The following is a 15,505-nucleotide window of genomic DNA, read 5'->3' as shown; positions in this document are numbered from 1 at the left end:
AGAATCTATCCTCAATCGTTTGTTTGTCCACTTGCACAAATATGAATGGAAAGGTATTTTAATCATGTACTAGCATTATGAGAAGGTATATTGAATATATAGTAAATACTCTATGGACGTGCTGTGAGAAAATAAGGTAATGTATAGTTATTATCTATTCGGAAATGGAAGTTTGAGAGGGGCGTTTTAGCGATGAATCTAGGCAATTGTCCTCGCTGTGGTAAATTATATGCGTTGAATTTTCGAGATGTATGTTCAAACTGTATTAAGGAAATAGAGAAGGAATATCAGATCTGTGTAGATTATTTGCGCGAAAACAAGGGCACCAACATACAGGAGCTATCCGATGCAACAGAAGTTTCAATTAAAAACATTACTAAGTTCATCCGTGAGGGACGAATTTCCATCGAGAATGCCCCGAATATGATGTATCCTTGTGAAGTATGCGGAACATTGATTCGTGAAGGTCATATGTGTGACTCTTGCCGCAATCGTTTAACGAAAGACTTGGCAGGAGCAGCTCGTGAAGTAGGTCAGAAGGATAACAACAATTTAGGCGGACGAACCTACAATGCTGTCGACAAACTACGCGATTCATAGGAGCGAGGGCTCAAATACATGTTTTGCTATAACAAATGTTTTGAAACGTACCGATAAACTTATTAAAGATTATCGGTTTTTTTTATTATCCTAATCATTTTGACAACATAAAGATTAAAGTAAGAAAAACGTATATCAACATAAACTCCTAATCATGGAAGGAAGTGTATTTTGAATGAAAATCAATGAACCGAGTAGAATTGGAGCAATCAATTCATATCAAAGGAACGTTGAATCCAATCAGCAGGCTGATGCCAAGAAGAGCCGCCGTAAGGACGAAGTATCCATTTCTCCGGAGGCGATGAAGATGCTTGAAGAACAAAGTCGTACACAGGATGCAGGACGCATACAACGTATACAGGAACTCAAAGAACAGGTGAGTTCGGGAACATATCAGGTAGATAGTAGCAAGCTTGCTGACAAGCTGCTGCCGTATTTTAAGTCTTTTGATAAGGAATAGGTGATCACGTAATGGCAGCACTGGACAGATTGATTGCAGTTTTGCAGCAAATGGAACAAAGTCACCGCGATATGCTGGCACTTAGCGAGGTCAAGAGAAAGGTTATTGTCAAAAATGATGTAGATGAACTCATTGCCCTCCTCAACAAAGAATCTCGTTTCATGAAACAACAGGAGCCATTGGAGATCGAACGGCAGAGTGCAGTACACGAACTGCTACAGGAGCGAGGCATCAAGTCCATGCTGAACCTGAATATCACCGAGATCTCGAAGCTGATTTTTGATCCGGCTGACAAACTGCGATTGCTCGAAGTCCAGAAGAAGCTGGCAGGAACACTGCAGGAGTTAAAAGAAATTAATCAACTGAATCAAAAGCTGATCGAGCAATCGCTGATGTTTATTGACTTATCCATGGACATCTTTGCTTCTCGGCCAGAACAGGATGCCACATATCAGCATCCTGCTGATAAGAACGGCAATCCAGGGCGAATCGGTCTGTTTGACACGCGTGCCTGATTAATTAGGGGGAAACCAGGTGACATCTACATTTCATTCAATCGAAACGGCTAAACGCAGTTTGTTCACACAGACGACAGCTCTTAGCACAACAGGCCATAACATAGCCAATGCCAACACGGAAGGTTACTCACGCCAAAAGGTAAACATGCAGGCATCTATTCCGATGGAGCCGTTCGCATTTCTGCATAGTACAACACCAGGACAGCTCGGAACAGGGGTAGAATTTGACTCCATTACACGGGTGCGTGAGAAATTTCTGGATGACCAATATCGTAATGAAAACACCAACTTCGGGAGTTGGTCCATTCAACGAGACACACTTGAGAAACTTGAAGCTATTGTAAACGAACCATCGGACACCGGATTTCGGACGGTTATGGATAACTTCTACAAATCATGGTCAGATCTGAGTAAGAATCCTGAGGACGTTACGGCACGTCGGATCGTAAAAGAAACGACGTTGGCTCTGACCGATGCGATGAATCAGATTAGCCGTCAACTGGATGCACTTAGCGAGGATCTTGATAGTAACATTGCTGTGAAAGGCAATGAAATTCAGGGCTACCTGGGTAACATTGCGAACCTTAATAGTGCCATTGTAAAAGTCGAGTCTCTTGGCGACAATGCCAACGATTTACGTGACCAACGTGATTTGATGACAGACAAGCTTTCCAAAATCATGAATGTTACCGTTACGGATTCTCCGCAAGGATATCAGGTTCAGATGAATGGACAGGCACTCGTCACTGGCGGTGCGGTACAAGTAGCGGTAGATCCTGCTTTTCTGAATGCTGCTTATACAGCAGGTACGCTCACTAACGGCGAGGTCCACGGTATGATCAAGTCCAGAGACACTTTAGTGACTGATTATCAGAAGCAAATGGACGACTTAGCTAATACACTTGCCAATGGGGATATTGAGATCACCTTACCTGCGGGTTCCGTCTTGCCAGATAATACTGTACTGGATGGAGTTACATACACAGGTGCAGCACGGACACTGGCAACTGATCTGAAGGTTACAGTCAAAGGCCTAAACGGATTGCATCAGCTTGGATACAGTATGGACGGAACCAATTCGCCAGGATTACCTTTCTTTACAGCAGCGGGCGGTGGAGCAGCGATTACAGCTGGAAATATTTCTTTAAATGCAGCGATTCTAGCAGATCCAAATAAGATTGCAACATCTCTAAGAACAACTACTGATGCCTCAGGAGCAGAGACTGTAATCAAGGGAAATAATACACTTGCTAATCTACTTGCCAATCTGAAAGATACGCCCATGAAATCTGCTGATGGTTTGCGGAATGCAACGGTTGGTGCTCAGTTTAGTGCTATCGTTGGACAGTTGGGTGTTCAATCTCAGGAGGCTGCACGTCAAACCTCGAACTCGGAGTTCCTTGTAGAGCAAGTAGACACCAGACGTCAGTCCGTTAGCGGTGTATCGTTGGATGAAGAGATGGCCAACATGATCAAATTCCAACATGCTTATAGTGCTTCTGCCCGTTTTATGACCACATATGACCAATTGCTCGAAAAATTAATTAACTCTACTGGCGTAGTAGGCAGATAATAGAAAGGAGCGACATAACAGACGATGAGAATTACAAATAATATGTTGAGCTCGCAATTGATTCTTAACTTGAACCGGAATGCACAACAGATGAATAGTACACAAACTCAACTGGCAACGGGACGTAAGATCAACAAACCTTCTGATGATCCGGTAGGGATTACGTACTCCCTTCGTTATCGTGCAGAGCTTTCATCCAATGAACAGTATCAAAAGAATGTGGATAGTGCTGTATCATGGTTGGATTTTAATGATACAGTAATGGACCAAGCAGGCAGCGTGGTTCAACGGTTGAGAGAACTGACAGTGCAGGCAGCTACAGGGACTAATCCGCAATCTGCGCTTGATAGTATCAATGAAGAAGTGAAACAATTAAAAGCACAACTTGTTGATATTTCAAACAGCACGTTAAATGGGAAATATGTATTCAATGGTGAGACCTACGATGTTAAACCTTATGACTTCCCTACCAGTGCTGACGGTTCTTTCGATACAACTAATGCTGCTTCGGTTGTTACTGATTCCGGTAAAATTAATTTTATCGTGGGTGAGAGTATTCAATTACCAATTAACGTAACCGGTAATGAAGTGTTTGGTGATTCTACGGAGGCCGATAATCTATTTGTAATCTTTAATACGATTAGCCAGGCTCTCACTAGTGGAGATCAAAAAGAAGTGTCGAATCAGCTTGCAAACATTGATACTCGAACAAACAAGATGCTTGCGATTCGTGCAGAGATTGGGGCGAAAACCAATCGGATTGAACTCATGCAAGGTAGATTAAGTGATCTTGAAGTGAACTTAACGGATTTACAAGCAAAGGTTGAAGATGCAGATTACGCTGAATTATCCATTAAGTCTAAAATTCAAGAAAATATATATAATGCTTCACTTTCTGCTGGTGCTAAAATTATATCTCAGTCATTAGTTGATTTTCTTAGATAATAAAGGAGAGATCATCTGATGAATACTCTTCCAGTGGTACAAATACACACAACGCCCACGCTATTACATATTGATGCGGACATTGGTCAGTATTCGATTCGTCAGCCGAAGGCGGAGGTCCAACTCCATACCAAGCCTAGTAAGTTAACGGTTCAAAGCCATGCAATAGAGTTGAGTGTGGATCAATCCAAGGCTTTTTCTGCCTATCATGGTGGGAATATGATTGATATGAATGCCCGAATATATTCGGGTATTCAGCAATTATTCATGCAGAACATGGCTGAGCGTGTACAACAAGGAAATGATATGGCAGCCATCCACAAACCAGGCAATACAATTGCCAATATTGTAGGAACGAATTGGCAAGCTAAACCGTTTCCTGAGACACGTACGGCAGCTTCCTCTGATAATGTGGATGTACGTGTGTTTACGCAAGCACCAGACATTCGATTTGAAGCAGCAGAATCCGAGATGAATGTAATTGTGAACAAGCCAGAGATTGAATATCAACGTGGTAAGTTGGATATTTATGTGCAGCAATATGCTTCTATACAATACACTCCGCCTACGATTGATATGGGATTATAATATATAATGTAGAGCTATAGACGGTTATAATACCCCGCTATAGCTTTTTTCTATAAAATCATCGCCAAGGAGGCGTTTATTATTTTTATCGAGACAAGTACATGGGGAAAAATTGAAGTAGATGAAAACAGCACATATCAATTTCCAAGAGGTCTGCCTGGTTTTGAAAACGAAACTAGTTTTGCACTAATTCCTTGGGAAGACACACCATTTAGTTACTTACAATCATTAACGGAGAAAGAGCTCTCTTTCTTGGTAGTTAGTCCTTTTGAGTTTAAGAAGGACTACAGTTTTGAATTGAGTGAAGAAGATAAAGAAGAACTTAAAATCGAAGAAGATGTAGCCGTCTATTCCATAGTCACTATACATTCAGATGTGACAAAATCAACGATGAATCTCTTGGCCCCAGTCATAATTAATCCTGCACAGCGGGTTGGCAAGCAAGTTGTTCTTCAGCAAACAGGTTATATAACTAAACATCTCATTTGGACAGAAGAAGCGACTTCGGCAAAGGAGGGGGTCTGAAATGTTAGTATTGTCACGTAAAAAGGGCGAATCTATTATCATTCAAGATAACATTGAAGTAACTGTATTGGCAGTGGAAGGTGATACAGTGCGAATTGGTATCTCCGCCCCCAAGCACATTGATATCTTTCGTAAAGAGGTATATGCATCTATTCAGGAGGCTAATCGAGAGTCTGCAAAACCCGATGCTCCTAGTGTCGCTGCTTTTATGGAGTTGCTTCAAGGCATTGAAAACAAAAAAAAATAAAAATATTTCATTTTACTATTAACAGTTCTTCTCTTTCTGTCGATATATAGTTTAGACGCTGCTTCGGCAGGGCGGCCGACCTTAATGTCGCGGCGTTTACCACAAGGATGTGGAACTAACTTATTTTCAGGGAGGAAATTTCTAATGATTATCAACCACAATATTGCTGCAATGAACACTCACCGTCAATTGGGTGCAAACACAACTAACACAAACAAGGCTATCGAAAAATTGTCTTCCGGTCTGCGTATCAACCGCGCTGGTGACGATGCTGCAGGTTTGGCAATTTCCGAGAAAATGCGCGGTCAAATCCGCGGTTTGGATATGGCTACTAAGAACTCTCAAGATAGCATTTCCTTGATCCAAACAGCTGAGGGCGCGCTGAACGAAACTCACTCCATCCTGCAACGTATGCGTGAGCTTGCAGTTCAATCTTCCAACGATACAAATACAGATAAAGACCGTACTGCATTGCAAGATGAAGTAAATGAATTGGCGAAAGAGATCACTCGTATCTCTAACACAACTGAATTTAATACTAAGAAACTTTTGGATGGTTCTGCTAGCACTGGTGGGGGCGTTACAAGTGCTGCTGACTTGACATTCCATATCGGCGCGAACCAAGATCAAAACATTACTTTGAAGATTAAAGCAATGGATGCTAAAACACTAGCAGTAAGCGGAGCAGGTGCTTCTAACGTGGCCGCAACTGGTACTGCTGCAGGTGTTGCTGTTGATGGTATCGGCATTTCTACACAAGCTTCTGCTAATGCTGCTATCACAACGATTAACACTGCGATTGAAACAGTTTCTTCCGAGCGTGCTAAACTGGGTGCTTACCAAAACCGTTTGGAGCACACAATCAATAACTTGGGAACCACTTCCGAGAACTTGTCTGCTGCGGAATCCCGTATTCGCGATGTAGACATGGCGAAAGAAATGATGAACCAAACGAAAAACAACATCTTGGCTCAAGCTTCCCAAGCAATGTTGGCACAAGCGAATCAACAGCCACAAGCTGTTCTGCAATTGCTTCGTTAATTTCAATAAAATTATATATCATCACATTAAACTGCCAGGTTTTACCTGGCAGTTTTTATTTTGGTTTTTGGTTATAATTTCATGTTATTTGAGGCCTATATTCGCTAACAAAAGGTATTAAATTTTCCGACATATAGTATAAGACTATTAGAGATGAGAGGACAACCATGAGCAAAACAATATCGTTATGTATGATTGTCAAAAATGAAGAACAAGTACTCGGTAGATGTCTTGAAAGTGTCAAAGATGTCGTTAATGAAATTATTATTGTAGATACGGGATCAACTGATAAGACTCTTGACATTGCTCGTAAGTATACTGAAAAAATATATTCCTTCGAATGGGTAAATGATTTTTCTGCGGCAAGAAATGAATCACTAAGATATGCAACTTCAGACTTCATACTGGTTTTGGATGCAGATGAATATCTGGAAGTAGGAGCGGACTTTCAGAAAGATTTAGAGAAAAACTGTGATTGCTATTTATTTAGAATAAAAAATGAAATAGCTTGGGATAGAAATTTCACTTTCGCAGCAGTTAGATTGTTTAAAAATCATATGTCGTTGAAATATGAAAATAGATTACATGAACATTTAAACATAATTAATACCACGGCAAACTATACCATTGGTGAATCAAATTTAACAATTAACCATGTTGGTTATACCGATAATAAAATGCTCGAGAAAGATAAACACAAACGAAATGTGCCCTTAATGGAACTTGAAGTAGCAGAAAATCCTACAGCGTATAATCTTTACAATATGGGGAAGACCTATTTTGCTATTCAGGAATATAAGAAAGCAGTAGATTTTTTTAAAAAGGCATATCCATTAAGTAAGGATCGAGTCTTTCTTCCAGAGTTGCTTACAAAGCTAGCTTATGCTTTGGCAGAAATCAATCAGATGGAAGATGCTCTATCCATACTGGCAGATGCTGTGATGATGTTCCCAAAAGAAACAGAGATGATATATATATTGGGGATGATTTATCAGAAAGCTGAATATTACCGGGATGCTGAGGTATGCTTCCGTAAATGTATAGAACTTGGAGATCAGGGTTCACTTATTACTGAAGGTAGTGGCGGTTATATGGCTCATATGAGATTGTCTGAGCTGTATGAAGAGATTGGACAATTAGAAGATAGCCATAGAGAAGCCGTATTTGTGTTAAATCTTAAGCGGAATTTTGCTCCAGCTCTACAGCAATATTTAAATCTCATGCTTAAGTTAAAAGTGAGTACCGAAAACATCCAAAGTGGAATAAATCAGCATTACACGTTAAAAAGTGTGGAAGATTTGCAGCAGTTGTTAGATATTATGTATGGCGTACGAAGTCCTCTGTTGGAGAAATATCTTACAACTTATAACATAACAGTACAACCTAATGTGCTGGCAACTTCTAAAATTTACAGCAAAAATTATATGGAAGCTAGTTTATTATGGAATGAAATAGCGGATAAACAAAATGAAAATGGGCAAGATCTGTTACTACTAGCTTTCCTTCTGAAAGATGGTAGTAATTTAGTGGATATACAAAATTTATTGAACTTAAGTAACAAAGAAAGAAATGCTCTGGAGAAGATGATTACGGATCAAGATGGTAAATACTCGTTAACCCCTGTGATTGAGGGTCACCTATTGGATATTTGCTGTAAAATGATTATTTTACAAGAGTTTGAACAATTTCAGTTACTTGTCGAGAAAATGATAGGAATCAAATCAGAGTCAAGACTAAGTATAGGAAAGTTGTTAAGTGATTATCGATTTGATGAGTTGGCTATTGATATGTTAATTACTATGTTCAAAGATCAACCTAATAATGTTCAACTTGTCCGGTTGCTAGGTGATCTTTGTCTGAGAAATGGCTATATGGAAGATACTCAATTGTTCTTTTCTAAACTATTGACTATGGATTCTCAATACAGTTCCTATGAGAGAAGTTTTAAACTTTATGAAAAACAAGAAGACACAATTAGTTGTCGAACAATAAAAGAAGAAATCAAAAACCGATTTAGGAATGTATTGTGGGTAAGAGAATCTCTTCTTTAGTAAATATCTATTTGAACTAGGGGTATCTTCGTTAGGAGGAAGAAAGACGATGGGGAAAATTAATAGTGATCTGAATACAGAGATCAAACTTTTTAAAGAAAATATAGAATATCTTATATCAAGTGGAGATTTAGAAAACTCAAAAAAACTGATTGCAGAGTTTCAACTCATAAAAGATAAAGATATAGAAATTCAAAATATGAAAGCTATTATAAGCATAATGGAAAATAGTCTAGATGATGCTGAACGATTTCTTTGGGAAGCAGTAGGCATAGAATCAGATAGTCCAGACACGCTTTTTAATTTGGCTTATTTATATGAAATAAAAGCGGAACTTGAAAAATCTGTAAATTTCTACAGACAAGCTTATCAAAAAACAGAAAATTTAGAACGAAAGTTTCAAATAAAACAAATATTATCACATTTTGAGGATGTAGAGTTTCCTATTGAAAGGAAATTCATTGTATTGTCATCATGTCCATGGGGAGTAATGCTTCAACGCCCACATCAAATAGCAAGAGCATTATCCAAGTTAGGATATAAAATTGATTATATTCAACCTTCTATTGAAGTAGAAGCTAGTAATGAAAAAGTTACGAATGATGAATTAATGAAATTTAGTGAGGACCATATCAGACAATATGAATTAATTAAAATACACAATCCGGTTTCAGCATATTATAAAGAAAACTATCTATTAAATAATTATAGCAACATAGTCCAGGATATAATAAATGAATCAGATGAAGAAGTTATATTGATATGCTACCTTCCATCTCAAGTTAATATAATTAATCAGCTTAGCGGTAGATTCAAGGTGGTTTATGAATGTGTAGATGATCATAGTGATCTGGAACATTCATACTGGAGCAATAAGCAAGATCGAGAATATGAGATTCAAATTTTGGATAGAGCCGATGTAATAACAACAACTAGTAATGCTCTTTACCTTACTAAATCCATTCAAAACAAAAATAACAATGTATATCTTTCTAAAAATGCTGTTAATGTTGAAGACTTCACAAGGTATGAAGAAACTATACTACCTGATGATCTTCTAGAGATACCTAGTCCAAGGATTTGTTACATTGGTGCAGTTGATAGCTGGTTTGATAAAGAATTGTTTTATGAGCTTGTAAGAACTAATAAAGATAAATCATTTGTTGTTATAGGGCCTGTAAGAGAAGGTATTCTGAATGAAAAAGAAGATAATTTATACATCTTAGGCTTGAAAGAACACCGTGAGTTAAAATCGTACTTGAAGTTTATGGATATAGGTATTGTTCCTTTTAAGGATAACACTGATATAATTATAAATTGTGATCCGATAAAAATGTATGAATACGTGATGAGTGGTTTACCTGTGATTGCAACAAATATGCCTGAGCTCATTCTTAATAGATCTTTTATTAAGACATGTAAAAATATTAACGAATGGAATTCAGTTATAACTCACTTTATTAATTTTAAACTGCCGAAAGATGAAATGAGAGAGTTCATTCACGATAATACTTGGGCGATGAGAAGTATACAAATGATAAATTTAATTGATGATAGAACTGATCAATATAATAGAGATTCTATCTTAAAAAAAATGAGGATAAATTGGGAGACGGCTATAGACGATAATGCTGTTTTACTATCCATGTATTCATTACTAATTGGAGAGAGCGATAAAGTACGTGCACTAATGTTAGCTGAACAAGCTTATTCAGAAGTTGGAATATACTATACGTTTAAAAACTACATGAAATTACTGATCCTTAACGATGAATTATCAACTGCAGCTCAAGTCGTATTGAATTATGAGGGAATCGATAAAAAATACAAAGCTGAATTAATTTATGCGAAAGAAAATGGTAAAGATATCTTGGTTAGATTGTTATATTGCATAAATGATTTCCATGGGATTTATAACTATCTAAATGACAAAAGAGATTACAATGAATCAATTGACTATGCGAATTATCTCTTTGAAGTAGGTAACCTAAATAAAGCTTTACAGATTTATTGGAATAATTCTTTCAACAACTATCTAGTACATGATTCCCCATTATCATCAGTTAACATTGCTTACTTATTAGAGCTATCAAAAAATAATCGCTATAGTTACTTCGAAGAAAGATACGAATTACTCTGTAAAAAGTACCTGGAGTACGAAAAAGACCATAGAGAAAATGAGTCTGGGAATTTGAGAATTACAATCCTTATCGTTACAAGAAACAGACCTTCTCTGCTAGAACGATGTTTATTATATTTCTCAGGGTTTAGAAATATAACTCTTAATATAAGGGTGCTAGATGGTAGTGATACTTATGAAAAAGGAATTAACTTAGAATTGCTACAAAAAAATAACTTTAAGAATGTTATCTATTCTCACTTTGATAGCTCTTCTTCTCCTATAGATAGGATCTCACATATTTTGCCTGAAATTGAAGATGAGTACTGTGCAGTATGCGCGGATGATGACTTTATAGCCGAAGAAGGTATTATATCATCAATTAAAATTATGGAAGCAAATATGGAGATTGTTACTGTAAAAGGTAGATCATATGTGTATAAAAATAATAATATCTCTGAAATTTTTGAATTTCCTAAGGATTGTTGTGAAAGATTAATAGAGGATTCTCCTGTAAATAGAATTAGTAAATTAACAAAAAATTGGGTACCGCAATTGATTTATTCTGTATTCCGTAAGGATACATTAAAAATAGTAACGAATTTATTAACAAAAGAAGAAGTGAGATCTTTACCCTTTGTATTCATAGAATATTTATGGTATTTCGCAATACCTTTGATTGGTAAGGTTGAGAATATGGACATTCCATTAAATATTCGGGATTTCAGCATGGATTCAGAGGGACATGTAGCTTGGGGATTCGCCAACTATATCGAAGAGGATTCTTTTAATGAAAAATATGAAGTATTTAAATCAGCTTTAGTTAGTTTATTCGAAAATTCTGAACAAGCTGATGAGTTAGACGAATGTATGGATCAAATAATGGATTCATTCTTAGATAATAGTTGGGGACTTAAAGAAAGGTTTGTTGTTAATCTGTAGAGCTATGTAAATAGCCTATTTTTAGGGAGTGTATAATTTATGAAAGCCGTTATTTTGGCGGGAGGATACGGTACAAGAATTAGTGAAGAAACCCACTTAAAACCGAAGCCAATGATTGAAATTGGTGGAAAGCCTATTCTATGGCATATTATGAAGAACTATTCTCATTATGGTATAAACGATTTTATTATTTGTTTGGGGTATAAGGGCTATTTAATAAAAGAGTATTTTGCTAATTATTACTTACACATGTCGGATGTGACTTTTGATATGAAAAATAACGAAATGCAGGTACATCATAATACAAGTGAGCCTTGGAGGGTGACTCTTGTAGATACCGGATTAGAAACAATGACAGGAGGTCGCTTGAAAAAGGTAGAAAAGTATGTAGGAGACGAAACTTTTTGCTTTACGTATGGCGATGGCGTCAGCGACGTTAATATTACTGATGTTATTAGCTTTCATCGAAATGCCGGAACTAAAGCTACTCTAACAGCAGTGCAACCTCCGGGTCGTTTTGGTGCATTAGATATTTTAGATAATAGTAGAATAACAAGTTTTGAAGAAAAACCTCAAGGGGATGGAAACTGGATAAATGGAGGGTATTTTGTCCTTGAACCTGAGGTTTTTGATCTGATCGAAGATCCTACAACAGTTTGGGAGCTTGGTCCGATGGAGAATTTGGCGAATGATAATCAATTATCGGCATTCAAGCATGACGGTTTTTGGCAACCTATGGATACACTTAGAGATAAAGTTAAACTGGAAGAATTGTGGAGCTTGAGAAAAGCACCGTGGAAGGTGTGGGATTAAATGGTGTCTAGTTTCTGGGAGTCTAAGAAGGTATTAATCACAGGACATACAGGGTTTAAAGGAAGTTGGCTAGCGTTATGGTTACAACATTTAGGGGCTGATGTATATGGTTATAGTAGCTCCCTTCCGGTTAGCCAGCCTAATCTATATGAAATTGCCCAAGTGTCCGAGAGTATGGATTCTATGTATGGTGACATTTTGGATTTCGGGAAATTACATTCTTTTATTCATAGAATTCAACCGGATATCATATTCCACCTTGCAGCACAACCCTTGGTACGTGAATCGTATACTGATCCAGTTGGAACATTCTCCACAAATGTTATTGGGACAGTGAATCTATTAGAGATTGCAAGGCATATTAATTCAGTAAGAGTTGTTATCAACGTAACAACTGATAAATGTTACCAGAATAATGAGGAATCCCTTCTGGGTTTTGTAGAAAACAACCCTTTGGGAGGACAAGATCCTTATAGTGCTAGTAAAGCATGCTCTGAACTTGTTACTTCTGCATATGAACAATCCTTCTATTCTAACAATGGAAAGTTATTGTCCTCTGTAAGAGCGGGTAATGTAATCGGCGGCGGTGATTGGGCTGTTGACCGTATCATACCGGATATTATTCGCTCTGTAATAAATGGAGAAGTCATGAAAATTAGATATCCTCATGCTGTTCGGCCCTGGCAACATGTGTTGGATTGCTTGGATGGGTATCTAATGCTTGCTCAAAACATGTGGAGGTCTGGTAATAAATTCACAGGTGCCTGGAATTTTGGCCCTGGGGAGTCTTCAATTTTGTCAGTGGAGAAACTAATTGAACAATGTAACAGACATCTAGGAAACAGAATTAAATGGAACTGTGAATCTGAGAAACATTTGTATGAAGCTTCACGTTTGGTTCTTAATGTTGACAAGGCAACTAATTTGTTACAGTGGGAGCCTCAGTTAAACATAAACAAGACAATAGAATGGACTATGGACTGGTATTTGGGTTATATGAACAATAGTTTCGAACACAGAACGTTGCAACAAATAAAGGATTTTGAAAAATTAAAAGCAGCAAAATTGCCTTAGCTTAAGGAGAATGATTAGATGTCAACTGAGGATTGCCGTTGTTGTGGAGCAACATTAAATATTGTTTTTCTAGATTTGGGGATTTCACCACTGGCTAATTCATATGTGAAGTCAGAAAACCAAATGGAGAATATGTACCCATTGAGAACGTATGTTTGTGAAGACTGTTTTCTTGTTCAGGTGCAGGACTATGAGTCACCTGAGCATATATTTAGTGATTATGCATATTTTAGTAGCTATTCAGATACTTGGCTAAGCCACTCAAAGAATTATGTTCAACACATGATGGATAAATTCCATTATACAAGTGAAACACAAGTGATTGAAATTGCAAGTAATGACGGGTATTTACTCCAATACTTTAAAGAAAAAGGGGTAGCGGTACTAGGCATCGAGCCCGCAGAAAACGTAGCGAAATTCGCTGTAAGCAAGGGGATCGAGACTTCGGTGAATTTTTTTGGAACTCCAGTAGCAAAAGAATTAAAGAAAGAGGGAAAGGTAGCAGATTTACTTCTGGGAAATAATGTACTTGCGCATGTCCCTGATTTGAATGATTTTGTTGCAGGTATGAGTATACTGTTAAAGCCTCAAGGGACTATTACAATGGAATTTCCTCATCTACTTCAACTTATAGAACATAATCAATTTGATACGATATACCATGAGCATTATTCATATTTTTCACTCACCACAGTTATTCGACTTTTTAAGCAACACCATCTAACTGTTTATGATGTCGAGCAATTGAGTACTCATGGTGGATCTATTCGTATCTACGCAACTCATTCAGGAAATCCGGACTTACTAATTCAATCCTCTGTTCATGAATTGCTTGCTAATGAAGTTAAGCTTGGGATGACAAATATTGAGATGTACAGAGGGTTTCAAGCGAGAATTGTACAATTAAAGCGTCGAATTACAAAGTTCCTTATCGAATTGAAAGACGAAGGGAAGGTTATAGCGGGTTATGGTGCCCCGGCTAAAGGGAACACTCTTATCAACTACTGTGGTATTGACTGCGATATTATTGATTTTACAGTGGATCGAAGTAAGTATAAACAAGGTACTTTACTGCCTGGATCACGAATTCCAGTGTACTCACCTGAGAAACTAAAATTGGCTCAACCTGATTATGTATTTATCTTGCCGTGGAATTTAAAAGACGAAATTATGGAACAAACTTCATTCATTCGTGAATGGGGAGGTAAATGGATTTTACCTATACCGGATATACACATTGTTGAATGACTGAAAGGGATGTGAGCACACATGGATAAAGAACGCTTCGAGTTGGAGAAGAAAGAAAATATGAAACGACAAGCTGCTGATACTGAATTGAGGAATACTGTGCACAATTTTATTCTTCAGCAGACAGCACATAACTATACCTACAATTTCACATGGTTGGGACTACCTATCATTCAGTTCCCACAAGATGTTATTGCTCTGCAAGAAATTATTTGGAAAGTGCAACCTGATGTAATTATTGAAACAGGTATTGCACGTGGAGGATCAATTATTTTCCATTCATCTATGCAAAGATTAATTGGCAAGGGCGGAATAGTCATAGGGATAGATATTGATATTAGATCTCAAAACAAAGAGGCTATTGAGAATCATCCTTTTTCGGATTGTGTCCATTTAATTGAAGGTGATTCTACTAGTGATGAGGTTATAGAGCGAGTAAAGGATATTATTTCAGAACGTAAAAGTGTGATGGTCATACTAGATTCTAACCATACTCACGATCATGTTTTAAAAGAATTAGAGGTGTTTTCCCCATTAGTTTCCAAGGGGAGTTATTTAGTCGTGTTGGACACAGTTGTTGAAGACATGCCGGATCACTTTTTTAAAAACCGTCCGTGGAAAGCGGGAAACAGCCCCAAAAGTGCTGTAAGGCAATTCTTGCGGGGAAACAATCGCTTTATAAATGATAAAGATCTAGAAGATAAACTTTTAATAACTGTTGCTCCTGAGGGGTATCTGAAATGTATTACTGACTAATGAGC

Annotated in this window: 15 protein-coding genes; all 15 read left to right on the top strand. The window is 37.5% G+C overall.

Translation table 11 applies throughout. From position 1 onward, the window contains the following. The first annotated feature begins 192 nt into the window (after positions 1-192). The 15 genes from ACETMN_RS30265 to ACETMN_RS30195 all read left to right on the top strand — a co-directional run bounded on the left by ACETMN_RS30265 (position 193) and on the right by ACETMN_RS30195 (position 15,500). On the top strand, positions 193-600 hold the full coding sequence (locus ACETMN_RS30265) for a TIGR03826 family flagellar region protein (RefSeq protein ID WP_017691972.1): 408 nt from the start codon (positions 193-195) through the stop codon (positions 598-600). 175 nt (positions 601-775) lie between these two features. After that, on the top strand, positions 776-1,060 hold the full coding sequence (gene flgM, locus ACETMN_RS30260; RefSeq protein WP_047840678.1) for a flagellar biosynthesis anti-sigma factor FlgM: 285 nt from the start codon (positions 776-778) through the stop codon (positions 1,058-1,060). Positions 1,061-1,071: 11 nt separating this feature from the next. Next, complete coding sequence (locus ACETMN_RS30255; protein WP_091013003.1) at positions 1,072-1,575, top strand: flagellar protein FlgN; 504 nt, start codon at positions 1,072-1,074, stop codon at positions 1,573-1,575. Positions 1,576-1,594: 19 nt separating this feature from the next. After that, entirely contained in the window at positions 1,595-3,151 is a 1,557-nt protein-coding gene (flgK, locus tag ACETMN_RS30250) for a flagellar hook-associated protein FlgK (protein ID WP_091013005.1), read from the top strand. A 24-nt stretch (positions 3,152-3,175) separates the two neighbouring features. Further along, positions 3,176-4,096, top strand: a complete 921-nt coding sequence (gene flgL, locus ACETMN_RS30245; protein ID WP_091013007.1) for a flagellar hook-associated protein FlgL — start codon at positions 3,176-3,178, stop codon at positions 4,094-4,096. An 18-nt stretch (positions 4,097-4,114) separates the two neighbouring features. Next, a complete protein-coding gene (locus ACETMN_RS30240) occupies positions 4,115-4,684 on the top strand; it encodes a DUF6470 family protein (protein WP_091013011.1) in 570 nt (189 codons plus the stop codon). 39 nt (positions 4,685-4,723) lie between these two features. Next, the gene (gene fliW, locus ACETMN_RS30235; RefSeq protein WP_411736447.1) at positions 4,724-5,209 is read left to right on the top strand and encodes a flagellar assembly protein FliW; all 486 of its coding nucleotides are present in this window, start codon (positions 4,724-4,726) and stop codon (positions 5,207-5,209) included. 1 nt (position 5,210) lies between these two features. Then, a complete protein-coding gene (gene csrA, locus ACETMN_RS30230) occupies positions 5,211-5,456 on the top strand; it encodes a carbon storage regulator CsrA (protein WP_024631614.1) in 246 nt (81 codons plus the stop codon). Positions 5,457-5,600: 144 nt separating this feature from the next. Further along, positions 5,601-6,497 carry a flagellin Hag gene (hag, locus tag ACETMN_RS30225; RefSeq protein WP_047840672.1) on the top strand — a complete coding sequence of 299 codons (897 nt, stop codon included), beginning with the start codon at positions 5,601-5,603 and terminating at the stop codon, positions 6,495-6,497. Positions 6,498-6,664: 167 nt separating this feature from the next. After that, positions 6,665-8,548: a glycosyltransferase gene (locus ACETMN_RS30220; protein ID WP_091013016.1), complete on the top strand. Its 1,884-nt coding sequence runs from the start codon at positions 6,665-6,667 to the stop codon at positions 8,546-8,548. A gap of 49 nt (positions 8,549-8,597) precedes the next feature. Next, a complete protein-coding gene (locus ACETMN_RS30215) occupies positions 8,598-11,609 on the top strand; it encodes a TIGR00180 family glycosyltransferase (RefSeq protein ID WP_091013019.1) in 3,012 nt (1,003 codons plus the stop codon). Between the two features lie 39 nt (positions 11,610-11,648). Then, the gene (rfbF, locus tag ACETMN_RS30210; RefSeq protein WP_091013021.1) at positions 11,649-12,422 is read left to right on the top strand and encodes a glucose-1-phosphate cytidylyltransferase; all 774 of its coding nucleotides are present in this window, start codon (positions 11,649-11,651) and stop codon (positions 12,420-12,422) included. Continuing rightward, positions 12,423-13,496 (top strand): CDP-glucose 4,6-dehydratase, encoded by a 1,074-nt coding sequence (rfbG, locus tag ACETMN_RS30205; protein WP_091013024.1) that lies wholly within the window; start codon positions 12,423-12,425, stop codon positions 13,494-13,496. An 18-nt stretch (positions 13,497-13,514) separates the two neighbouring features. Beyond that, positions 13,515-14,744, top strand: a complete 1,230-nt coding sequence (locus ACETMN_RS30200) for a class I SAM-dependent methyltransferase (RefSeq protein WP_091013027.1) — start codon at positions 13,515-13,517, stop codon at positions 14,742-14,744. 21 nt (positions 14,745-14,765) lie between these two features. Then, on the top strand, positions 14,766-15,500 hold the full coding sequence (locus tag ACETMN_RS30195; protein WP_047840666.1) for a cephalosporin hydroxylase family protein: 735 nt from the start codon (positions 14,766-14,768) through the stop codon (positions 15,498-15,500). Positions 15,501-15,505: the final 5 nt, after the last annotated feature.

Origin of the sequence: Paenibacillus sp. M2, from assembly GCF_046713495.1 — a bacterium.
Taxonomy (GTDB): domain Bacteria; phylum Bacillota; class Bacilli; order Paenibacillales; family Paenibacillaceae; genus Paenibacillus; species Paenibacillus amylolyticus_B.
Note: the sequence above shows the minus strand (reverse complement) of the source record. Positions and strands in the feature narration are given on the sequence as shown.

What these genes read in the sequence shown, in the direction of transcription:
- ACETMN_RS30240 (WP_091013011.1), top strand. Translation starts at nt 4,115, where the DNA reads ATGAATACTCTTCCAGTGGTACAAATACACACAACGCCCACGCTATTA.
- ACETMN_RS30265 (WP_017691972.1), top strand. Translation starts at nt 193, where the DNA reads ATGAATCTAGGCAATTGTCCTCGCTGTGGTAAATTATATGCGTTGAAT.
- rfbG (WP_091013024.1), top strand. Translation starts at nt 12,423, where the DNA reads ATGGTGTCTAGTTTCTGGGAGTCTAAGAAGGTATTAATCACAGGACAT.
- csrA (WP_024631614.1), top strand. Translation starts at nt 5,211, where the DNA reads ATGTTAGTATTGTCACGTAAAAAGGGCGAATCTATTATCATTCAAGAT.
- ACETMN_RS30195 (WP_047840666.1), top strand. Translation starts at nt 14,766, where the DNA reads ATGGATAAAGAACGCTTCGAGTTGGAGAAGAAAGAAAATATGAAACGA.
- rfbF (WP_091013021.1), top strand. Translation starts at nt 11,649, where the DNA reads ATGAAAGCCGTTATTTTGGCGGGAGGATACGGTACAAGAATTAGTGAA.
- ACETMN_RS30255 (WP_091013003.1), top strand. Translation starts at nt 1,072, where the DNA reads ATGGCAGCACTGGACAGATTGATTGCAGTTTTGCAGCAAATGGAACAA.
- flgL (WP_091013007.1), top strand. Translation starts at nt 3,176, where the DNA reads ATGAGAATTACAAATAATATGTTGAGCTCGCAATTGATTCTTAACTTG.
- hag (WP_047840672.1), top strand. Translation starts at nt 5,601, where the DNA reads ATGATTATCAACCACAATATTGCTGCAATGAACACTCACCGTCAATTG.
- ACETMN_RS30200 (WP_091013027.1), top strand. Translation starts at nt 13,515, where the DNA reads ATGTCAACTGAGGATTGCCGTTGTTGTGGAGCAACATTAAATATTGTT.
- ACETMN_RS30220 (WP_091013016.1), top strand. Translation starts at nt 6,665, where the DNA reads ATGAGCAAAACAATATCGTTATGTATGATTGTCAAAAATGAAGAACAA.
- flgM (WP_047840678.1), top strand. Translation starts at nt 776, where the DNA reads ATGAAAATCAATGAACCGAGTAGAATTGGAGCAATCAATTCATATCAA.
- ACETMN_RS30215 (WP_091013019.1), top strand. Translation starts at nt 8,598, where the DNA reads ATGGGGAAAATTAATAGTGATCTGAATACAGAGATCAAACTTTTTAAA.